This is a genomic window from Pedobacter agri (assembly GCF_032678665.1).
GTDB classification, from domain to species: Bacteria; Bacteroidota; Bacteroidia; order Sphingobacteriales; family Sphingobacteriaceae; genus Pedobacter; species Pedobacter agri_A.
In genome coordinates this window covers 253,305-275,248 of record NZ_JAVTSH010000004.1, presented here as the reverse complement: position 1 = coordinate 275,248, position 21,944 = coordinate 253,305, and the positions used below count along the sequence as shown (strand labels likewise).

Here is a 21,944-nt window from a genome sequence, read left to right as displayed (position 1 = left end):
CATCTTGAATTTATAATTGCAAAATAGCCTGTTGTATTTATTATTTTCGTTCTGCAAATGTTCGGTTTTTAGCCGTTGGCAATAGCAGTCTCCTGACAAGGCAATTCTATTTGGCTTTTGCTTTAGCCCGCTCCCTGAAACTATAGGTTGCGCATTTGAAAACCTTAAAAAAAGCATCAAAATTTGATTTCTAGCCCCGGTTGCAGCGTTACCCTGCAGCGAGGAAGTATGACGAGCGAAGCGTAAAAGCGAAAAACGGGAGCAAACTTTAACTTTAGCAGTGCCTTTGCGCTTCAAATAAATAAAATCTTTCCCTTCCGGATGAAAACCATTTTAGGTTATTTCTGTCCTTACTGAAAAATATTTTTTATACTTGAGGATATTTATCATAGCTGCCCAATTTTTTGAAGTTTATAAAAAACATAGCTGGAATTAACCAGAAAGATGATGCCGATTTAATTGCCGAGTATAAAAGTACCGGCGATTTAGACGCATTGGGTACGCTGTACAATAAATATATGCACCTGGTTTTTGGGGTTTGCCTGAACTATTTTAAGGATGAGGAGCTGAGCAAAGATGCCGTGATGCAGATTTTTGAGGAACTGGTGAAAAAACTTAAAATACATGAGGTGCAGAATTTTAAGAGCTGGCTGCATGTTTTAACGCGAAACCATTGCTTAATGGCGCTCAGGAAATCTTCGAAGCAAAATAACGTTTCTATTGATGATACTTTTGTGGAAAACAGCGAATTTGTGCATCTGGATATTGACGACACAAAAGAAACGCAGCTTACCATAATGGAAAAGTGCATGGAAACCTTGCCCGAAGAACAGCGAAAAAGCGTAGATTTATTCTATCTACAGGAGAAATGTTATAAGGAAGTGGCCGATATTACGGGCTACGACATGCTTAAGGTGAAAAGCTATATCCAAAACGGAAAGCGGAATTTAAAGATTTGTATAGAGAAAAATAGTAGTGAATAACGATTGGTTAGATATTGACGTTCTGGAAGATTACCTTGATGGTAAGCTTGATGCCAAGGCTATGCACTTCGTTGAGCGGCAGGCCTTGGAGGATCCGTTCGTGGCCGAAGCTTTGGAAGGATTGAAACAATCGCCCAAGCGGAAACAAAGCCTTTCTATTTTACAAAAACAGCTTTACGATCGCATTTCGGAAAAACCGATTAAGCGTAAAATGTGGGGCATTACCACACATCGGCTAAGTATTGCTGCAACTGCTACGGTTGCTTTTATTGCAGTGAGCATTTTGTTTTTTATGCGTGAAACCAATCGTAAAAATGCTGAAACTGCTGCCAGAAGGCAGGAAGGTGTTGTAGTTAATTTAGATACCACCGCGGCTTTGGCCAATACAAAACCAAAAAAAGTTGACACCGCTCCGGCGCTTACGAAATCTGCATTAATAGATCAGGCAATTACTGAAGCCAAAACTGGCAATTTGGCTAAAAACACCAGGCAGGCACCAGTTGTGAAGTCGGCAAGTAGATTTCCGCAAGTAGAGGAAATTAGACCGCAGGAAGTGAGTGAGGCAAAAGGAGAAGCTACTGCTTTCAATAATACCGCAAAAATGAAAGCCGCATCTGTTACTAATGATGCGATAATTGCTGCTGCACCTGCTATTGCTTCAAACCGAGTGGTATTTAGCGGCAATGTATTAAATGAAAGTAATGGTAAACCAGTGGAAGGTGCCGTGGTTAAATTATCAGGATCGAACAAAGTTACCGCTACAGATGCTAATGGCTATTTTGCTTTACCCGCTGATAGCAACGTTAAGGATAAAGACTTGTTAATTAATGCCATTGGGTTTAGAGAACGGCCGATTACAAATGTTGCAGATCCTAATGCGATTAGAAATGCCATGAGCGGCGATAAATCGTTAAATGAAATTGCAGTAATCGTAGGCTCAAACGGTCGCAAAAAGGAAAATATTCCGGCTCCTAAAATTATGCTTCGGGCGGAACAAAACCTGGATGGAAAATCTATCGGAGAGATCACCAAACCGATTCCTGTTTCGACCATTAATTATAGCCAATATCTTGAAAATAACAATAAACTGTATAACCCTAAAGGGCCGGAACAATTTGTTATTTTAAGTTTTAAGGTTAGGAAAAATGGTCGCCCAACAAATATTAAAGTAATCAAATCGCTTAATACTAAAGCTGATGCGGAAGCCAAACGGCTTGTTCAAAACGGACCGGATTGGGTGCTACCTAAAAACGGAAATGACCTGGTGGAGTTGAGTGTTAAGTTTTAGGCTTTTGAACGAATTCTCAGTATAGCGTATTGCAGGCATTACTTATCTCTAGTTTTTGGAACCATATAGACATTTAGGACAATAAAATAAGTATCGTTTATTTTGTGCAAAATCCAAAATCTATATGATCTATATGCCTATATGGCTTAGAATCAACTAAGATTTAGCATGGATAGTTCTTCAAAATCAATGGACTTCGTTACCAAAATCTATAAATTAAGAACCATATAGACATTTAGGACATATAGAAAAGCATGGTTGACCTTGTGTGAAATCTAAAAACCTATATGATCTATATGCCTATATGTTTAGAATCAGCTGAGAATCACTCGCTTTATTAGTCCTTCAAAAACAATGGCTTTCGTTACCAAAATCTATAAATTAAGAACCATATAGACATTTAGGACATATAGAATTAGCATCGTTTACCTTGTGCGAAATCTAAAAAACTATATGATTTATATGCCTATATGGTTTAGAATCAGCTGAGAATCACTCGCTTTATTAGTCCTTCAAAACAATGGCTTTCGTTACTAAAATCTATAAGTTAAGAACCATATAGACATTTAGGACATATAGATTAGCATCGTTTACCTTGTGCGAAATCTAAACTATATGATCTATATGCCTATATGGTTTAGCATAAACTGAGATTCATTAGCTTTACTAGTCCTTCAAAACAATAGCTTTCGTTACTAAAATCTATAAGTTAAGAACCATATAGACATTTAGGACATATAGATTAGCATCGTTTACCTTGTGCGAAATCTAAACTATATGATCGATATGCCTATGGCTTATATTCAAATGAGAATCATTCGTTTGGCTAGTCCTTCAAACAATGGCTTTCGTTACCAAAATCTATAAATTAAGAACCATATAGACATTTAGGACATATAGAAAAAGCATGGTTGACCTTGTGTGAAATCTAAAAAACTATATGATCTATATGCCTAAATGGTTCAAAAAAATGCAGCAGCAAGCTTATAAGCATATTTTCATTGGTTCGGTAGGGTTCCGAGTAAACACAAATTCCATGCTTCCGTCTTCCTTTAAAACAAAAAAGACTAAAGCGATTTGCCTTAGTCTTAAATATGGATGATGGATTTTGTTCTATTTGAAGTAATAAATTGCTCCGTAAATAATGGCTGCTAATGTGGCCGAAACTGGGATGGTTAAAATCCAGGCCCAAATTAAGTTGATGGTTACACCCCAACGCACGGCAGAAACGCTTTTTACCACACCCACACCTACAATCGAACCGGTGATGGTATGTGTTGTAGAAACTGGGATACCAAAATGTTCTGTAATTCCTAAAGTAATGGCGCCAGCACCTTCGGCAGCAACACCTTCCAGCGCTGTAACTTTCGTAATTTTCGAACCCATGGTTTTCACAATTTTCCAGCCACCGCTCATGGTACCTAATGAAATTGCCGAATAACAGGCAATTGGAACCCAGGAAGGCATTGAATCAAAATCAGGAATGACTTTAGCTGCAATTAGTGCCGTAGCAATAATACCCATTACTTTTTGCGCATCGTTACCACCATGAAAGAAACTCAAGGCTGCAGACGATAATAACTGTAATCGTTTAAACCATTTTTCAGCTGTTGCTGGTTTTGCATAGCGGCAAATGTTGATGATGATCAATGTTAAAACAACAGAAATAACCAAACCAATAATTGGAGCCAGCACAATAAACGAAACGATCTTCACTACGTAACCCATGTTTACAGCGTCCATCGGACTAGCACCAGTTAACAAAGCATGTGTCATACCGGCACCGGCAAAACCACCAATTAAGGTATGCGAAGAACTGGAAGGAATGCCATACCACCAGGTTAATAAGTTCCAGATAATAGCGGCCACTAAACCGGCAAGGATTACCTCTAGTGTAATATAATTTTCAATAACCGTTTTAGCAACCGTATTGGCTACTTTATGATCGGTAAAATAAAAGTAAGCTGCAAAATTGAAAAGCGCAGCCCACAAAACCGCCTGAAAAGGCGTAAGCACTTTTGTAGAAACAACTGTTGCAATCGAGTTAGCGGCATCGTGGAAGCCGTTAATGTAATCGAAAGCAATAGCTAGAATTACAACAACAACCAATAAGGTAGTTACCATGTTTGTTTAATATTAAGCGTTTTTAACCAGGATAGTTTCAAGCACATTCGCCACATCTTCACATTTATCTGTCGCTTTTTCTATCGTTTGTAAAACCTCTTTTTGTTTAATTAATTCAATCGCATTGGTTTCGTATTCAAATAAACGGGCAACTGCTAAAGTAAATACATAATCAGCCTGGTTTTCGCCGCTGTTAATGCGGATACAAGCATCAGCAATCACACGAATGTTTTTGAAACTGCGTAATTCTTTAATCGCTTTATCAATATCAGTACACATTTCAACCAATAATTCTGCAATCTTCACAATTGGCTCACTAATGGTATTCATATTGTACATTTGCATGCGGTTTGCTGTACCATAGATATAATCGGCAACATCATCAACAGCAGTAGCCAATTGGTGAATGTCTTCCCTGTCAAATGGTGTGATGAAGTTCCTGCTCAGCTCTAAGAAAATCGAATGCGTAATATCATCTCCAACGTGCTCCAGGCGCTCAATTTCTTTAAAAATTGTTTTTCTGCTTTCCGCATCAGCAGTGCTAACCATTTCTAAAAGCGCTTCAGCAATTTTCAATGCGTTGCTACCAGCCTGCTCAAAAAGAGGATGAAATTTTCTATCTTGAGGTGTAAAGAACTTAAAAATATTGTTCATGTTAATTTCTAATATGCTGCAAAGCTACAAGCTCAATGTTAAGTTAATGTTAATTCATTAATTATATTAAGAAATTGTTTGCTGATCTGTTCGTTTGATAAACATTTAAGAGCTACGCAGTTAGGTTGAGAGAGGTTAGAAATGAATGTAAGTAGCCATTAGGTAACATCAGCCCTGTTCCAAAGGAACTCCATCGAGCTAATCGCTTTACTGCTCCCGATGAAATATCGGGATCCGTGTTCGCTCATATCAGGTTTATCTACAAAAGCCGGTTCGCAATGGCGAAATTGCCAAAGCAAACCTTTCTGCGAACTATCTGTTCTATATCGATAAACCATAAACATGACAGCTCAAAATAGAAACAGACTTTGGATTTGGATTGGCAGTATATTGGGCGGATTGATCTTAATTTTAGCTTTCGGAGCCATGTTTATTAGTGCCCGCTGGAAGCCTATCCTCACTGAAAAAATAAAAGAAGGGGTTTATAACGGATCAAACCATCTTTATAGCATTGATTTCAAAAGCATTAATTTAAATGTGATTACTGGTAGTATGGCCATTCGGGATGTTACGCTTAAGCCAGACACTATGGTTTTTGACACTTTAAAAAAACAGCATCTTGCTCCCGCACATACTTTTGAAATCAAACTTAAAAAGCTTCAGATTACACGAACCAGCATTTTAACCGCCTATTTTAAAAAGCGATTGGATATTAACGAGATCTTACTCGATCGCCCATCAATCAATGTGATTTTTAATAAGGTACCGAAGAAAGTCGATACTGCGAAGGTTAAAAAATCACTTTATGAACAGATTTCTAAAACCTTTAAATCGGCCAGGGTGCATCGCATCAAAATCGTTGATGCTGATTTTGATTACATCAATAAAAGCACCGCTGTTAAAACCAAAAACAGCATCAAGCACCTTGATATTAACGTAAATGATTTTCTGCTCGATTCCCTTTCTGGTAAAGACACTACACGATTTTATTATACAAAAGATATTTCGTTTCAGGTGGCAGGTTACAAATCGACTACGAAAGACAAGATGTACAGCATGAAGGTAGATACGATTAAAGGTTCATATTCTTCCCGAAAAATCAGCATTAAAGGTTTGATCTTAAAGCCACTTTATCCCGAACTCGAGTTTGCCCGTAAATATAAAGTTCAAAAAGATCGTTACGATTTAAGCTTTGCCACAGTTGAGTTTAACGGAGTCGATTTTATCAAACTGAACACCGATGGTAAACTTGAAGCAAAATCCGTGAAAATCGGTCCGGCAAAAGTTGAAGTTTTTATGAGCAGAGAATCTCCTCCTCCACCAGGATTCGATAAGGGAAAAAACTATCCCCACATGGCTTTAAAAAGGCTGAATATGCCCGTAGCCATTGATACGGTAAAACTGCGGAGCATCGATGTAAGGTACTCAGAATATAATCCGGCAAGTAAAAAAACGGGATCGGTTACGTTTAAAACCCTAACAGGAAATATTTTAAATGTAACTAATGATAGTTTACGCCTGGCTAAAAATAATCATGCTGTGGCCAATCTAAATTCGTTGCTAATGGGCAGCGGAAAACTAAATGTAAAGCTCGATTTTAACCTGACAGATCAAAATGGTGCCTTTGGTTACAGCGGAAGTTTAGGCCAGTTCGATTTTAAAAATCTGAATTCCTTATCTAAAAATTTAGGCCTGATAGAAATCGAAAGCGGAAATGTTCAGCATATTGATTTTAAAGCAAGTGGCAATTTACGCACTGCGTCTGGCTCAATGAGTATGCTTTATAACAACCTGAAGGTGAAGTTACTTTCTGACAACATTGACGGCGAAGGAACTAAAGAAAAGGGGCTTTTATCTTTTTTAGCAAACACACTTCTAGTTAAAGATGAAAATCCGAGCAAAGGCGATCCGCCTAGAACGGCAAAAATGACCAATACGAGGATAAACTCGGCTTCATTTTTTAACCTGATGTGGAAGACATTATTTGTCGGCATAAAAGATATTGTTGGTGTGGGTGTTGTGCCTGAAAAAAATCCTGTTAAGCAACAAAAGGTAATTGCAAAGAAAATAAGAGAACAGAAACGGGAAGATAGTAAAGAAGCCCGCAAAGCGAAGAGAGAGAAAAACTAATGCCTGTTTTTACATTAAAATTATAAATGTATATTGCTGTGAAAACCAGTCCTGCCGTTAAATGCCCGATACCAAAAGAAAAAAATACAAAATTATAAAGTGGATTGCATCAGTAACTTTAATCGTCTTCGCATTACTTGCAGGATTAGCTTGGTTTTTAAATGTAAAATCGCGACCGATACTTAGTGACCGCATTAAAACGCTGTTATATAAATCAACGGATAGCTTATATACCATCAGTTTCTCAAAAGTTTCTACCAACATTTTAACCGGAAGCGCAACGTTATATAATGTAAAAATCATTCCGGATACCAACCGATTCAACCAGTTGATTACTTTAAAAAGGGCGCCGAACAACCTTTATACTATATCGCTAAAAAAACTTCAGGTTAAACATTTTCATCCGCTTACGCTTTACCGGCATCAAAAACTTCAATTAGAAGAGGTAATTTTTGATAGGCCAGAAGTGGTGATGATGAACAGGCAATTTGCATTTAATGAGAACCGGCCGCCTCGACCTATAAAATCGCCCTACGCGATGATTTCTCAAAACCTGAAAGAATTTAGCATCAATAATATTCTTTTCAGGGATGCGAGTTTCAAATACGTTAATAAAAATGTACTTAACGCCACGCCTTTCGCTATTGATGATTTAAACATTACCTTAAAAGATTTATTGGTTGATTCTACTTCTGCTGAAGATCCAGATCGGTTCTATTTGCTTAAAGATGTCATCATCAACTTAAAGGATTATACTTACCCCACCCCTGATAAGATGTACAATATTAAGCTTAACCAGCTCGATTTTAAAGCTTCTACAGGGAATCTGCGGATCAACAAATTCCAGGTAGAACCGCTGTATGATGAAATGAAGTTTGGCAAAGTAGCGGGTTACGCAAAAGATCGGTTTCACATACAAATGAGCGACATACTGTTAAACGGAATTGATCTTCCACTTTACATCAGTAAACAGGAATTTAGGGCAAAAGAAATGGCTATTGCCAATGGGTTTATTTCTGTTTTCAATGATAATAGCCTTGGGAAAAACTTTGACCCTACGGATAGCCTGGAAAATAGGGTTCGTCGATTTCCGCACCAGTTGCTACAAAACATTAGCGCTCCGGTGCTGATCCAAAAAATCAAACTCAAAGATGTTGATGTAAGCTACGCAGTTTATAATCCTGAAAGCCAGCAAAGAGGAAAAATATCTTTTGAGCACACTTCAGGTGTTTTTAAAAACGTAACCAATTTAACCAAAATCAAAGCCATTAACCCTTTTATGGAGGTTGATTTGAAAACTTACCTGCTAGGGCAGGGAGAACTGGATTTGAATTTTAATTTCGACCTGCTGGATAAAAATGGAGGGTTTGCCTACAAAGGCCAGCTTCATACGTTCAATGCAAGGGTTTTAAACCAAATTACGAAGCCTTTGGGTTTGGTTCGTATAAACAGAGGCATTGTAGATAAACTTCGCTTTAATTTTAAGGCAAATAATGATGGGGCAAAAGGAAAGGTTGATTTCTACTACTACGACCTTTCGGTTGCTTTGATGAGAAACGATCCGGATAAAGACCACCTGGTAACCCGTGGCTTGTTGTCGATACTGGCCAACGCATTAATCATTAATGCTGAAAATCCGGGCAGAGATGGAAAATTTACATCGGCTTCAGTAAATTATAGTCGTATTGAAAATACTTCGTTTTTCAACCTGATTTGGAGAAGCCTTTTTGTGGGCATTAAAAATAGTGTAGGCATCACCGATGAGAAGCAACAGGAAATCAGGAAGCATATTAAAAACTTTAAAGATATGCAGGAAAGTCATCGCCTTCGAAAACAAAAAAGATTAGAACGAAGACAGCAACGGGAAAGGGAACAAGCCAGAAACGAGAAACGTTAAGTTCTATTTTGTAACGTTTTCCTATCTTTAATATCTAAACATAAACTAAACTATGATTATCGCAATTATTCTCATCGCCATTTTCCTTTTTGGTGTTTTCTTCTACAACTCGCTTGTTGGCAAGAAAAACCAGGTAACCAATGCATTTTCTGCAATCGATGTCATGCTTAAAAAGCGTTTCGACTTAATTCCTAACCTGGTTGAAGTAGTTAAACAATACACCAATTACGAGTCTGAAACATTATCGAAAATCGTTGAGCTTAGAACAAAAGTTGCTGCCGGAAATATCAGCGATGCGGAGAAAGCACAAATCGACAGTCAGTTAAGCAGTAGCGTTAAAGGTTTGATGGTTAATGTTGAAAATTACCCCGACTTGAAAGCCAACACCAATTTTATCAACTTACAAACTACCTGGACGGAAAGCGAGGAACAGATTGCTGCCGCCAGACGCACTTACAACGCAGCCGTAACTGATTACAATAACGCCATTATGATGTTTCCTGGAAATTTGTTCGCCGGAGCGTTAAATTTCCATCCAGTTCCTGTTTTAGAAACCGCAGCAGAGGAACGCCGGAACGTTAGTGCAAAAGACCTGTTTAACAACTAATGCAGTTTTTTAGTTTGGAAGGAAATGTGGCTTTACAAAATGTATTGTCCACCATGGAAGTGGAGCGTCAAAAAATTGCTTCGACACAAAAAAAAGGTTATTTCTTTATTGGAGGCGGCATTATTTTAGCCATTGCTGGAATAGTTTTCGGGTTTGTTGGCCCTGCTGTTGTTGCTGGTTTAATTCCGATAATTTATGGTGGAATTGTACTCTATAAAATCGGAGATGAATTGCAAGCCTATAAAGAAGCTTACAAAAGGGATGTAATTGGCGAAGCGCTTCGTTTTTTAGATGCAAGCTTAACTATTGATCCTTACAGAGGGATTCTTGCCCAAGAATTTATTTATTCACAGCTTTTTACGAAAGATCCTGACCGATACAAAACTGAAGATTTAGTGTGCGGAAAAGCTGATAAAACCGGGTTTTATTTCGCGGAAGTACATGCCGAATACAAAACAGTTACGCAAACTAAAAATGGCACCAGAACAGAGTGGCACGACATTTTTAAAGGGATTATTTTTGCGGCAGATTTTAATAAACACTTTAATGGCGTAACCATTGTTCGCCCAAAGGATTTTGGGAGTGCCCTAGGCGCCTGGTTTTCAAAAAACCTGTTCTCTTTTAGTGATAAAGATGTGATTAAACTGGAGAATGTTGATTTTGATAAGACCTTTTTAACTTATGGAACCGATCAGGTAGAATCACGTTATTTGCTTACTCCAGCCATGATGGAGCGCATTTTAAAGTTAAATAACAACTCAAAATACTCCATTTCACTGTCCTTTATCGAATCGAGGATGTATATCGCTTTTCCGCTAAACAGGAATTATTTTGAAGCACCAATATTTAAATCGTTGCTTAACCCCGAATTGCTTAACGAGGATATTACGGCAATAAAATTTATGTATGATATTGTGAGAGAATTAGATCTCAATACCAGAATCTGGGGGAAGAATTAATTTGCGCTAGCTCAAGTGCTTCCTTACGATACTTTCCAATGCTTCAATATCAAAAGGTTTTGATAAATAACTATCCGCACCGGCTTCATCGGCAAGTGCCGAAATATCATTGTTGGCAGAAAAATAAATTACGGGGATATGTTTCAGTTCCGGATTACTTTTAATTGCTTTTGTTGCCTGTATTCCGCCTAAATCTGGCAGCCAGTTATCCATAAAAATAATGTCGGGCATGTAAGCGGCAACCTGACTTTCAATTTCGTTTGCTGTTTCCGATGTTCTGATCTCGTAACCAGCGTCTTCTAATATGAAAGTGCACAAGTCTAAAATATCCCTGTTATCATCAAAAACAAATACTTTTTTTGCTTCAGCCATACATTTATCTCCCAAAAGGCAATCTATTCTCTATTTATTTAATTAAGTTGTTTATGAACCCAGCCATTGCAAAGCTATCTAAAATAAGGTGCGGTTTCACATTATTAACCGCTTGTTGTGGCATATAAGGCATAATTGCCGTATTTGGATTTTGAATAACCACTAAACCACCTAAATTGTTTACAATTTTTAATCCTTCTACCCCATCGGCATTTGATCCTGACAGCAATATACACACCAACTCATCTTTAAATACCTCCGCAGCAGACTGGAAAGTAACATCAATTGAAGGCCTCGAATAATTTATCTTTTCAGAATAATCGAGCGAGATTGTTTTATTATTTTCAATGAGCAAATGATAATCAGCTGGTGTAATGTAAACATGGCCTGCCAAAATTGATTCCTTTTCTTCCGCTTCTCTTACCTTTAACCCGGTTCTGCTTTGCAATAAGTCAGCTAATAAGGAATCATTTCCCGATTTTCGATGGGTAACTAAAATAATTGGGAAGTTGATTGCTGTTTTCAGGCTTGGAAATATTTCGAGCAGCACATCTAAACTCCCGGCAGATCCACCAATAACCAGCGCACTGCATTTTCCGATTGTTAGAGTTTCCGCCATATCTTTTCGAGTTTAATGCGCTTAAATTGCTTAGCTCCAGGCCAGAAATCAAGGCTTTCCTTACTCCCTAATGCTAAAAAACCCAGTTTCTCCAGGCTATTATCGAACAACTGAAACACTTTATGCTGCAATTCTTTGTCAAAATAAATGAGCACATTTCTGCATAAAATAAGCTGAAACTCATTAAATGAATGATCCGAAACCAGGTTATGCGTAGAAAAAATCATCTTATTGCTTAACGATTCATCAAATTTAGCCAATGAATAGTTAGCAGAATAGTAAGAAGAAAAATCTTTAATACCTCCAGAGTTGACATAATTTTCTGAATATCCTTTGAGGTAATTAAGGGGGAACATCCCTTTTTTTGCTTTTTCTAGAACCGATGGATTAATATCAGTAGCATAAATAAGCGATTTGTGCAACAGATTCAGTTCCTTTAATAAAATGGCCAAAGAATAGGCTTCTTCTCCCGTAGAACAGCCCGCAACCCAAATTCTAATAAATGGATAGGTGCCCAACAGGGGTAAAACATCGTTTCTAAGCGAGCTGTAAAAACCTGGATCGCGAAACATCTCGGTAACATTTACCGTAATTTCTTCTAGAAAACGTTTAAAATACTGTTTGTCGTTTTTAACAGCATACCTAAACTCCGCAAAACTTACAAAGTTATCTAAAGTATATAACCTCGTTATTCTACGTTTAATTGATGCATGCGAATACTCCAGAAAATCGTAGCCATGAACTTCCAGTACATCACTTAATAATGTTTCAACCTGTTCGTTATCTATCGCATCACTTATCACTTACTTGTAACCTCTTCAATTTGTATTAATAACTCATCAACATTTATAGGCTTTGAAACATAACCTGAAGCGCCTGCAGAAAGACATCTTTCCTTATCGCCCACCATGGCTTGTGCGGTAACCGCAAGCACGGGTATATTTTGCATTTTCTCCGATTTTTTCATTGCAGCAATGGCCTGATAGCCATCCATATCTGGCATCATCATATCCATCAGCACAACGGCAACATTTCCGTTTTCTTCCATCATTGAAAAACCTTCACGGGCACTGGTAGCAGATAAACAATCGAAACCTTTGGCCTTTAAAACAGCTTTTAAAGCGAAAATGTTTCTATTATCATCATCAATAATCAGAATTAATTTTTGAGGCATATTTTATTTAAATGGGTTTAAGCTTTGTAGTGATTTTCGTATAACCAAACTCTTAGCAATGAAACAAGTTGATCCATATCAACAGGTTTGCTGATATAGTCAGAAGCGCCGGCTGCAATACATTTTTCCCGATCGCCCATCATGGCTTTTGCCGTTACGGCCAAAATTGGCAGATTGCGATATTTGATATCCTGCCTGATGGCTGTTGTCGTTTCATAACCGTCGAGTTCAGGCATCATCATATCCATTAAAACCACATCCACTTGTGGGTTTTCATTTAACAATTTCAGTGCTTCCTTACCATCGGTAGCGGCAAGTACTTTCATTTGATGCTGTTCCAACATTTTTGTCAGCGAGAAGATATTCCGAACATCATCGTCTGCAACCAACACCGTTTTACCCTTTAACACATCTTGAAGCTCAGAAAATGCTTTTGGTGCCTTAGTTTTTTCACGGCTTTTCTCTTCCACCAGGTGCAGGAACAAACCAGCCTCATCTAAAATACGCTGGTAAGAATGTGCTGTTTTTACCACAATCGAATCTGCATATTGCTTAATTCGGTTTTCTTCCCCTTTCGAGAGATTTTTACCCGTGAAAATGATAATGGGTAAATTCTCTAACCCTGGCGTTTTCTTCACCACTTCTAAAGTTTCGTAAGCATGCTTATCCGGAATTCCCATATCCAGGATAACACAGTTTACATCAGGTTTGTGTAAGGCAGAAACACCTTCATTTACCTGATTAACGATTTCAGTTTGAATGTTGAAATTGCTCAGGAAGTAACTCAAAGCTTTCGCGTGTTGTTCATTTTCTTCAACAATCAGTACCTTTTTCGGGTGTCTGCTTAGGGCGTGTTCAAGCTTGGAGAAAATTTCCTGCATGTGCTCGAAAGCAAATGGTTTATTGATAAAATCTACCGCTCCTTTTAGCAAACTTTCTTTTTTAACCTGAAGCGATGACATGATGTGCACCGGAATCGGCCGTGTCGCCGGATCCGACTTTAGTTCTTCCATAACCTGCCATCCATCTTTAATTGGCAGTTGAATATCAAGCAAAATCGCCAAAGGTTTATATGCTTTTGCCATTTCAATACCTACATCGCCACGCACAGCAACCAAACCCTTGTAACTACGTTTTCTGGTAAAATCAAGCAGGGTTTTGGCAAACGGCGTATCATCTTCAACAATGAGGATTACTTTATCGTCTGGTTGAATATTGTCTCGATCGTCTTCAATTTCCTGTGGAATGTTGCTCACCGTTAAATGACTCACTTTAGCAGGCTCAACTGCTACCGGCGCTGGTTTTTCCCATGGATCTTTTACATCCTCAAAACCTTTGTTTTTATCAATAGGAAGCGTTAAAATGAAAATACTACCTTCATTTTCCTTGCTCTTCAAATCAATATAACCACCTAAAAGTTTAGCCAATTCCCTACTAATGGACAGGCCTAACCCGGTTCCTCCGAATTTTCGTCGGGTAGATCCATCTGCCTGTTGAAATGCTTCGAATACCATCGCCTGTTTTTCAGGAGCGATGCCCACACCCGTGTCGGTTACTTTAAAAACCAATGCATTTAGTTTTTCATTCTTCTCGATATTTAAGGTTACCGACCCTGTTGATGTAAACTTGATGGCATTTGACAACAGATTTTTCAGTATTTGCTCTAAACGCATTTTATCTGTGTGGAAATATTCAGGTACATCAGCTGCCTGATCAATAACTAATGCTAAAGCTTTCTCTTTTGCCAGCGGATTGAATAACGAGCGCATGTTCAGGGCGATATCATCAACCTTAACATTCGATCGATCGAGCTCCATTTTACCGGCTTCAATTTTTGAAAGATCGAGAATCTCATCGATCAAACTCAACAATCCTTGTCCTGAACTCTGAATCACTTCCGCATATTCCTGATGCTCTCGGTCCATGGCTTCATTTTCGGCCATCAACCTAGATAACAACAAGATAGAATTTAATGGCGTACGCAATTCGTGAGACATGTTGGCCAGAAACTCAGATTTATATCTCGTACTTAATTCCAAAGCTTCTGCCTTTTGCTGGATTTCGACATTTCTTTCCTCAATCAGCTCGTTTTTTTCTTCCAGCAAACTGCTTCTTTCTTCTAGTTCCTGGTTACTTTGAAGCAACTCTTCCTGCTGCACCCTCAACTCTTCTTCCGAGGCCTGAAGTTTTTGTGCCTGCGCTTCCAACTCGGCATTCATGCCTTCTAGCTCAGAATGTTGTACTTGCAGTTCTTCAGATTGAGCCTGGGTTTCCTCGAGCAGCTGTTGCAGTTTCTGCCTGTTTTGCGCACCCAATAACGCTGTTCCGACATCAGAGAGCACCTGGTTTAAAAAATGCATTTGCAATTCGGTAAATGCAGTGATGGTGCCGATTTCTAAACCTCCTATCGAGATTCCGTTTCTAATGATCGGTAAAATCAACAATTGCGCAGGTTTAATATTTCCTGTAGCATGAGTAATGGTTAGTTCGCTTTGTGGAACATCTTCCAGTAAAATATTTTTACCGGTTTTTACCGACTGACCGATTAAACCCTGACCAAGTTCAATTACCGGAACAAGATTTTGTCCTTCCAATGCATACTTCCCTTTTAGGTGAAGGTAACCATCATCTTTAAACAAATAAATTGCGCCGATCTGGCCCTTAGTGTAGGTAACTAAAAATTCGATAATATCATCAGCTAAATGAAAAACATCTTTTTCACCAACCATTTTTACGTTTAAATTGGCTACCCCGGTTTGCAACCATTCATTTTCGGCAAGGGTATCGAACGATTTTTTAAGCGAAAACGACATCGTATTTAGCGATTCGGAAAGTTCTCCGATGTCATCCTGGCTCTGGCTATCCAGCTTTACACCATAATTCCCGATCGAGATTTGATAGGCAATTTCCTTAATGGCAGCAATACGTTTCTCCATCTCGTATTTTTTGCTTTCAATTTCTTCTTGCAGTTTAACACGCTCATCAAAATCTATTGATACTTTCCTGTAAAAGAATAAAGTAATTAAAATTGCCAAAGCGGCAGCAATTAAAATGAGTATTGGCGTGTATGAGGTTAGTTTATTAAGTTCTGCTGTTCTCCAGTCCAGCAATCTTCGCTCCTCCTTAATCAATGCATTAACCGTTTCTCTGGCTTCATCCATATACACTTTGCCCTGAAACAAAACCGTTGCATCTACCGTCCCATCAAGTTCCTTTATCTCAATTGTCGATTTTATAATGCCCATCCTTTTGGTGAGGATGTTACGAAGTGATGCCACATTTTTCTGCTGCACCGGATTGTCTTTTGTAGAAGCTTCTACCCTTTTTAAGATTGATGCAGCCGAATCACTCGCTCCATAATAGGGTGCAAGGAAAACCTTATTTCCGGTTAATAAAAAACCGCGTTGCCCGGTTTCAGCATCCTTTAAATAAGAAATAATATTTTCAGAATCGAGAATAACCTGATCGCTGTGTTTAACAAGCTCGGTGCTTTTGATCAGGTTACTTATGCTTATATACGAGGCCAGTGAGCTGATAAAAAGAATAATGAGCGACAAGCCCAAGCCTAAACGTAAATTATTTTTAAGAGTAGTTTTCATTCTATATTTTGGAGATGACTAGAGTTGATTTTGGAGGATTTCTGCTTCGGTGATGGGAATAATAAAATAGAATTCTGAGCCTTCGTCAGGAACACTATTTACACCGATTGTACCGCCATGACGTTTGATGATTTCTGCGCAGATATAAAGGCCAATACCTAAACCGTTAAAACGATGACTGCTTTCTTCTACACGATAAAATTTATCGAATATTTTATCTTGTTGCTCGGCAGAAATGCCGATGCCAAAATCTTTAACAGCCAGATAAAGTTTTCCATCACGAATATTCATTGTTACATTTACCTGGTTGGTGCCCGGCGCATATTTGATAGCATTGGTAATAAAATTGATCACAACTTGCTCTAGTCGCATTTCGTCACCAAAAATATTCTCGCTCGTTTTGCCTAATTTGGTTATTTTAAAATCAGGATTGGATTGCTGCAACATTTCAATGGCATTATTAACCATATTATCGGCACAAAAACTTTGCATGTTAAACTTCATTTTCCCGCTTTCAATTTTCGAAATATCGAGCAGATCAACAATAAGTTCATTTAGCTTTTCGAGCTGCACACTGGCTTTTTCCAAATGGTTTTGGGCCATTTCCTTATTGTCTTTAGTTAAGCTACGTTGCAGCAACTGTATGTATCCCTTTACACTGGTTAGTGGCGTTTTTAACTCATGGCTGGCAATGCTAATAAATTCATCTTTCTTTTGCTCAGCTTGCTTTCTAAACTCTATTTCTTCGAGCAGCTTTTCCTGTACTTCATTCAGTTTTCTGCTTTGCTCGTAAATGCGGTAAAACGTTTTGATTTTAAGCAAAAGCACATTAATATCAACAGGCTTGGTAATGTAATCTAAACCTCCGCTCAAATAACCCTTAGTAATAAATTTAAGTTCGGTATTTACTGCCGATAAGAAAATAATGGCCGTATCCTTCGCCTTGCTGAAACCAGAGATGGCCTCAGCCACTTCAAAGCCGTCCATATCAGGCATTTGAACATCAAGAATAATTAAAACGTAATTGTTTTTTAATACCTTTTTTAGTGCCTCTTCTCCTGATGATGCCGTTTCAACCTCAAAATTATGCGCTTGTAATACTTTCTGTAACGAAATAAGGTTTTCGGGTCTGTCATCAACTATAAGGATCATGTTTATTATACAAATAGGGCGCTTGGATAATTATGTTTGGTTTAGAGACAAAATCTCTTTAACTAGGTACAAACAACAAAGTTTTAGGAATGTTTTAACTTTTTAGTATTTTTTTTTGAAAAGCTTTTTTGTGCTGTTCATGAAATACCGTCCTGCTATCCATTACAAGTCCCGCTTTGAAAAAAAGCGGGCGCTTTACATTACTATCAGGTTTAGGTGGCCAATAATTACAACTATTTAAGTTTTCCCCTCAAAAGCCAAATTACAACTGGCTAAACGTATCGCCCTGTTTAATATCTCCGGTATCAAATCCTTTTTTAAACCAGTACATGCGTTGCTGAGAAGTACCATGCGTAAAAGAATCTGGCTGCACATCGCCAGTGGCTTGCTTTTGCAATTTATCATCACCAATGGCATTCGCCGCCGTTAAGGCTTCTTCAATATCGCCTTCTTCCAGCTTAAAATCTTTGAGGTTTTGTGCATGGTGTGCCCATAAGCCGGCAAAGAAGTCGGCCTGAAGTTCTAGCTTAACCGATAGGCGATTGTATTCTTTTTCACTTACCTGCCCTCGGGCTTGATCCAGTTTTTCAGAAATGCCCAATATGTTTTGAACATGGTGTCCAACTTCATGAGCGATAACGTAAGCCTGGGCAAAATCGCCGGCAGCACCAAAACGGTTTTTTAAATCATCATAAAATGATAAATCGATATAAACTTTATGATCGCCCGGGCAATAAAAAGGGCCAACATTCGAACTTGCATTTCCACAAGCCGTTTGAACGCCATCTCTAAAAAGTCTTAGTTTTGGATGTTCATATTGTTTACCCATGGCTTCAAACTCTTTATCCCAAACCTGCTCCGTTGACTCTAAAACACCAGATACAAAAACAGCTTGCGGATCGTTTGCGGGAACACCTTGTTTTACTTCTTCTGTTCCCTGCGAGCTAGGAAGCTGCCCCACTACACCTGTTAAATCTTTCCCGAAGATTAAACCCAATACCACAACTATAATCCCAATTCCACCACCTAAAATGGTTTTACCTCCGCCTCCGCTTCTGCCATCTTCTACATTGTTACTTCCTTTACCAAACCACTGCATAATTTTAATTTTTTAATTAAATGGATAACCTAAATGTTGGGACAATTGTTAGACTAAATTAGAAATTATTTCCCGATTTATTCTTTTAGGTTTTGAAGCAATAAAAAAGCCAGAAATTTCTTCCTGGCTTGATCCAACTTATATTTTTTATTAATTGCTAAACACATCAACAGCTTTTACAATTCGAGCTTTGGTTTCTTCAGTGCCTAACCATACGGCAATATCAAAATTCATTTGCTGGAACACGCATATCGCGTGTGCAATGTTAAAACTAACATAAATTTTAATTTATATTCCCTACTCTTTTACTTGAAAGAATCCATTTGTTTTTTTCAAACCTAAAAATAAACTCCCCCTTTACATAATCCTTAGTATCTGATGGATACTTTTGCAGTATAATTATTTCTTTAGCCGAAATATTAGAGATTTCTACTTTAATCTTTTGATAAATTTTTATGCTTTCTTCAAGAGGATAATTTATAAAATAATTTCTTCCTTTTATTTCTATTGCTTGCTTTATTGGATAGTTGCTGATTATATATATACATTTTATATCTTTTCCACTTTGATGAAAATCAGATCTTTCATAAAAGTTTTCATCAATAAGTGATTTTGATAGTATTTCAATAAACTCCTTTTTACCAGGAAATTTATTGTTTTCTTGCGTACATCCGAATAATGTTGTAAGCAAGAAAATGAATGTTAAAGTTGTATTACTTTTCATTTATTTTGTAAATATTATCTTTTGGGTACTTATATCGCCTCACAGCAATCCCCCTTTTTCTGGCGCAAGTGTGTCGCGTGTGCATTTGTTAAAACAACCATTAATTCAAGTTCGTTTACCTCACACGCTACAGGCGTGCGCCAGCGAGGGATGTTCGATTATTTCATAACTGCCAAATGAAGAAAATATTTACGTCTCTCTATCTCGCGGTAAGTTATTTTGCCGACCTGCGTTATACACGTTTTCAAGCCAGCCTACAGAAACCCAGCTTCGTTTTATCAAATAATCGATAGCCCATGTAATAAATTCTTTGTTTTCCAAACTGAGGCCATTTTCATCCAAATATTTTTTCATATCGGTAACATCTTTTATGTTATTACGATTCCTAATAAATTTTAACTGCAACGGAGTTAATTTCATGTTCTCTTTTAGGTATTTAATAGCAGTTCTACGTTCACCAGGTTTAGGAGTATATTGTTTTATATAATTCTTTTCATCAACTACAGGAAGACCGCGAAAGCTTTCAGGCAATAACTCATCATTTCTTTTGAACAGATAATATTTAATAATTCGATACAAATCTATTTCTTTGATAAAGTGGCTTTTGGTATCGTAAACAGATAATCCTTCTGATATGTATTTATATGGGCTGGATTCTTTTGATAACTGAATCTTCTGATTTTTTAGGGCATAATTAATATATTTTAAATAGACCTCCGGAGATTTTTTTATCTTATTTATCTGGTTTTTATAAAGCACTAAAATTGAGTCTCTTTTTTGAGGTCTTTTCTCAAACTTTTCGTAATCCCACTTTAACCGAGTCAACTTTTGAATTTCAATAATGATTTGTTTATCATTTTGTGTTTGAGCAAGTGCCAAGGTCAATACAGCTAAAAATGCTATTATGGTAAAAAAAAATCTTCTTCATATCATTGATTTATTTTTTTCTAAAATAAACTCTGGAAGGAGCAATCAGTTTTTCTCCCCCCCCCCGCTGGCGCACGCGTGTCGTGTATGCACCTGCTTAAAATTATTATAAATATTTAATTGCAAATCATCTTGATCCTTGATTTTCTAATCATTCTGTTTAAGAATCATGTTGTTATTTTATACGCCACAGGCGTGCGTTAACAGAGGATTTCAAATCCTCATTTAATTAAAACTTCGAGATGCCTTTCAGAACATCTCGAAGAGCTGGATGGTTTCTAAACCTATAACCATTTCCTTTTTTATTAGTATTATTTTTGTAGTAGGATCATATTTTCCAAAACATGAGCCCACAGGCATGCACCAGCAAAGGGCCTCATATAAAAATGCAGCCGCTAAAAGTCTGATTTACTAGGCTTTAATCTTTTTATTAGCTCCTTGTACCATTGCTCATGTTCATAGTCGAATTTTTCTAGTTTACCACCTGGTGAAATATTTTGCTTTGTAATTGTCCAGTGTTTTTGATGCTGTACCAATTCAGTTTCATAAAATAAATTGGTACCATGCTCATTTATTCCAGTTTTAACTGTGTCATTTTTGTAACTAAATTTAAAAACAGTAAACCTTTGACGACCATCATTTGGGAATCCTGGGCCAAGATTAAACATTCTTGCCCTTGAATTATCTTCCAAACTTTTTACAACAAAATGCTTTGTGTGTGTAGGAAAACTTTTATTGAAAAATTTGTTCCTTAAAAAAAAAATAGTGTCAGTTTCAGTGTTTTCTTCCAAGAATTTATTTCCATTTAGAATATTATAGATTATTAACGTTGTGTCTGAAGGCGTTAATTTTGTACATCTGGTATGTTCAAAGCGACAACCTGTAAAAACCAAATAGCTCAAAATTAAAATTAACTCAAGTTTCATTATATTAATCATTAATATTAAAATTATAAAAATCAACCCAAATGGTGGCATTATTTCGTCGCGTGTGCACTTGCTTAAAATTATTATAAATATTTAATTGAAAATCCCCTCGCTGGCGCACGCGTGTGGACTTGCTTAAAATCATTATAAATATCTAATTGCAAATCATCTTGATCCTTGATTTTCTAATCATTCTGTTTAAGAATCATGTTGTTATTTTATACGCCACAGGCGTGCGTTAACAGAGGATTTCAAATCCTCATTTAATTAAAACTTCGAGATGCCCCTCGCTGGCGCACGCGTGTCGCGTGTGCACTTGCTTAAAATTATTATAAATATTTAATTGAAAATCACCCTTTATCCTTGATTTTCTAATCATTCTGTTTAAGAATCTTCTTGCTATTTTATACGCCACAGGCGTACGTTAGCAGGGGAAATAAAAAAGGGGGGCTGCAACTGTCCGCTAAAGTCAGAACCAATCAATTTTAGTCTCCAATAATAATAGGCAAAAAAGAATCAGGCAAGCGGTCGCTTTACCTTTGTTGAGTGTTAATTTATTCATCATATGTTTTAAAATAATTTTCTGGTTATTTTAGGGATGATGAAAATCTAATATCAGAATTGTTTTTAGATAAACAATTACAAATTGAAAAATAATTATGAATAAGCACGAACAATAAAAAAGCCAGAAATTTCTTTCTGGCTTGATT

The 21,944-nt window shown here is 37.3% G+C and carries 18 protein-coding genes; 6 read left to right on the top strand and 12 right to left on the bottom strand.

Translation table 11 applies throughout. The features are described from left to right. The first annotated feature begins 404 nt into the window (after positions 1 to 404). Both R2Q70_RS10545 and R2Q70_RS10540 read left to right on the top strand, forming a co-directional pair. Positions 405 to 983 carry an RNA polymerase sigma factor gene (locus R2Q70_RS10545; RefSeq protein WP_010599220.1) on the top strand — a complete coding sequence of 193 codons (579 nt, stop codon included), beginning with the start codon at positions 405 to 407 and terminating at the stop codon, positions 981 to 983. Further along, positions 976 to 2,271: a carboxypeptidase-like regulatory domain-containing protein gene (locus tag R2Q70_RS10540; protein ID WP_316807556.1), complete on the top strand. Its 1,296-nt coding sequence runs from the start codon at positions 976 to 978 to the stop codon at positions 2,269 to 2,271. The genes R2Q70_RS10545 and R2Q70_RS10540 overlap by 8 nt, the downstream gene beginning before the upstream one ends. Before the next feature lie 1,113 nt (positions 2,272 to 3,384). Here R2Q70_RS10540 and R2Q70_RS10535 read toward each other — a convergent pair. Further along, entirely contained in the window at positions 3,385 to 4,395 is a 1,011-nt protein-coding gene (locus tag R2Q70_RS10535; protein WP_010599218.1) for an inorganic phosphate transporter, read from the bottom strand. A 12-nt stretch (positions 4,396 to 4,407) separates the two neighbouring features. Further along, the gene (locus R2Q70_RS10530; protein ID WP_010599217.1) at positions 4,408 to 5,049 is read right to left on the bottom strand and encodes a DUF47 domain-containing protein; all 642 of its coding nucleotides are present in this window, start codon (positions 5,047 to 5,049) and stop codon (positions 4,408 to 4,410) included. Positions 5,050 to 5,391: 342 nt separating this feature from the next. On the opposite strand from R2Q70_RS10530, the gene R2Q70_RS10525 reads away from it, so the two are divergent. The 4 genes from R2Q70_RS10525 to R2Q70_RS10510 all read left to right on the top strand — a co-directional run bounded on the left by R2Q70_RS10525 (position 5,392) and on the right by R2Q70_RS10510 (position 10,642). Further along, positions 5,392 to 7,179, top strand: coding sequence for a hypothetical protein (locus R2Q70_RS10525; protein ID WP_316807555.1), 1,788 nt, complete (start codon positions 5,392 to 5,394; stop codon positions 7,177 to 7,179). Between the two features lie 61 nt (positions 7,180 to 7,240). After that, positions 7,241 to 9,076, top strand: a complete 1,836-nt coding sequence (locus R2Q70_RS10520; protein ID WP_316807554.1) for a hypothetical protein — start codon at positions 7,241 to 7,243, stop codon at positions 9,074 to 9,076. Between the two features lie 52 nt (positions 9,077 to 9,128). Next, positions 9,129 to 9,683 carry a LemA family protein gene (locus R2Q70_RS10515; protein WP_316807553.1) on the top strand — a complete coding sequence of 185 codons (555 nt, stop codon included), beginning with the start codon at positions 9,129 to 9,131 and terminating at the stop codon, positions 9,681 to 9,683. Next, positions 9,683 to 10,642 (top strand): DUF3137 domain-containing protein, encoded by a 960-nt coding sequence (locus tag R2Q70_RS10510; RefSeq protein WP_316807552.1) that lies wholly within the window; start codon positions 9,683 to 9,685, stop codon positions 10,640 to 10,642. The genes R2Q70_RS10515 and R2Q70_RS10510 overlap by 1 nt, the downstream gene beginning before the upstream one ends. Positions 10,643 to 10,648: 6 nt before the next feature. Here the strand turns inward: R2Q70_RS10510 and R2Q70_RS10505 are convergent, their stop codons facing one another. The 10 genes from R2Q70_RS10505 to R2Q70_RS10460 form a co-directional block, all read right to left on the bottom strand. Beyond that, a complete protein-coding gene (locus tag R2Q70_RS10505; protein ID WP_316807551.1) occupies positions 10,649 to 11,014 on the bottom strand; it encodes a response regulator in 366 nt (121 codons plus the stop codon). 34 nt (positions 11,015 to 11,048) lie between these two features. Beyond that, complete coding sequence (locus R2Q70_RS10500; RefSeq protein ID WP_316807550.1) at positions 11,049 to 11,633, bottom strand: chemotaxis protein CheB; 585 nt, start codon at positions 11,631 to 11,633, stop codon at positions 11,049 to 11,051. Continuing rightward, positions 11,618 to 12,436: a protein-glutamate O-methyltransferase CheR gene (locus R2Q70_RS10495; RefSeq protein WP_316807549.1), complete on the bottom strand. Its 819-nt coding sequence runs from the start codon at positions 12,434 to 12,436 to the stop codon at positions 11,618 to 11,620. Before R2Q70_RS10495 ends, R2Q70_RS10500 begins: the two co-directional genes overlap by 16 nt. Next, positions 12,433 to 12,807, bottom strand: a complete 375-nt coding sequence (locus tag R2Q70_RS10490; protein ID WP_316807548.1) for a two-component system response regulator — start codon at positions 12,805 to 12,807, stop codon at positions 12,433 to 12,435. The genes R2Q70_RS10495 and R2Q70_RS10490 overlap by 4 nt, the downstream gene beginning before the upstream one ends. Positions 12,808 to 12,824: 17 nt before the next feature. Continuing rightward, positions 12,825 to 16,406: a response regulator gene (locus R2Q70_RS10485; RefSeq protein WP_316807547.1), complete on the bottom strand. Its 3,582-nt coding sequence runs from the start codon at positions 16,404 to 16,406 to the stop codon at positions 12,825 to 12,827. A gap of 18 nt (positions 16,407 to 16,424) precedes the next feature. Then, entirely contained in the window at positions 16,425 to 17,558 is a 1,134-nt protein-coding gene (locus R2Q70_RS10480) for a hybrid sensor histidine kinase/response regulator (protein ID WP_316807546.1), read from the bottom strand. A gap of 262 nt (positions 17,559 to 17,820) precedes the next feature. Beyond that, positions 17,821 to 18,657: a neutral zinc metallopeptidase gene (locus R2Q70_RS10475; protein WP_316807545.1), complete on the bottom strand. Its 837-nt coding sequence runs from the start codon at positions 18,655 to 18,657 to the stop codon at positions 17,821 to 17,823. A gap of 283 nt (positions 18,658 to 18,940) precedes the next feature. Further along, complete coding sequence (locus R2Q70_RS10470) at positions 18,941 to 19,381, bottom strand: hypothetical protein (protein WP_316807544.1); 441 nt, start codon at positions 19,379 to 19,381, stop codon at positions 18,941 to 18,943. Positions 19,382 to 19,570: 189 nt separating this feature from the next. Then, positions 19,571 to 20,260, bottom strand: a complete 690-nt coding sequence (locus R2Q70_RS10465; RefSeq protein ID WP_316807543.1) for a hypothetical protein — start codon at positions 20,258 to 20,260, stop codon at positions 19,571 to 19,573. A 443-nt stretch (positions 20,261 to 20,703) separates the two neighbouring features. Continuing rightward, the gene (locus tag R2Q70_RS10460; RefSeq protein WP_316807542.1) at positions 20,704 to 21,234 is read right to left on the bottom strand and encodes a hypothetical protein; all 531 of its coding nucleotides are present in this window, start codon (positions 21,232 to 21,234) and stop codon (positions 20,704 to 20,706) included. Positions 21,235 to 21,944 lie beyond the last annotated feature (710 nt).

Excerpts from the sequence above, each read along its gene's own strand:
- R2Q70_RS10535 (WP_010599218.1), bottom strand. The coding sequence starts at position 4,395 with ATGGTAACTACCTTATTGGTTGTTGTTGTAATTCTAGCTATTGCTTTC.
- R2Q70_RS10460 (WP_316807542.1), bottom strand. The coding sequence starts at position 21,234 with ATGAAACTTGAGTTAATTTTAATTTTGAGCTATTTGGTTTTTACAGGT.
- R2Q70_RS10530 (WP_010599217.1), bottom strand. The coding sequence starts at position 5,049 with ATGAACAATATTTTTAAGTTCTTTACACCTCAAGATAGAAAATTTCAT.
- R2Q70_RS10525 (WP_316807555.1), top strand. The coding sequence starts at position 5,392 with ATGACAGCTCAAAATAGAAACAGACTTTGGATTTGGATTGGCAGTATA.
- R2Q70_RS10480 (WP_316807546.1), bottom strand. The coding sequence starts at position 17,558 with ATGATCCTTATAGTTGATGACAGACCCGAAAACCTTATTTCGTTACAG.
- R2Q70_RS10520 (WP_316807554.1), top strand. The coding sequence starts at position 7,241 with ATGCCCGATACCAAAAGAAAAAAATACAAAATTATAAAGTGGATTGCA.
- R2Q70_RS10500 (WP_316807550.1), bottom strand. The coding sequence starts at position 11,633 with ATGGCGGAAACTCTAACAATCGGAAAATGCAGTGCGCTGGTTATTGGT.
- R2Q70_RS10485 (WP_316807547.1), bottom strand. The coding sequence starts at position 16,406 with ATGAAAACTACTCTTAAAAATAATTTACGTTTAGGCTTGGGCTTGTCG.
- R2Q70_RS10515 (WP_316807553.1), top strand. The coding sequence starts at position 9,129 with ATGATTATCGCAATTATTCTCATCGCCATTTTCCTTTTTGGTGTTTTC.
- R2Q70_RS10475 (WP_316807545.1), bottom strand. The coding sequence starts at position 18,657 with ATGCAGTGGTTTGGTAAAGGAAGTAACAATGTAGAAGATGGCAGAAGC.
- R2Q70_RS10470 (WP_316807544.1), bottom strand. The coding sequence starts at position 19,381 with ATGAAAAGTAATACAACTTTAACATTCATTTTCTTGCTTACAACATTA.
- R2Q70_RS10490 (WP_316807548.1), bottom strand. The coding sequence starts at position 12,807 with ATGCCTCAAAAATTAATTCTGATTATTGATGATGATAATAGAAACATT.
- R2Q70_RS10510 (WP_316807552.1), top strand. The coding sequence starts at position 9,683 with ATGCAGTTTTTTAGTTTGGAAGGAAATGTGGCTTTACAAAATGTATTG.
- R2Q70_RS10505 (WP_316807551.1), bottom strand. The coding sequence starts at position 11,014 with ATGGCTGAAGCAAAAAAAGTATTTGTTTTTGATGATAACAGGGATATT.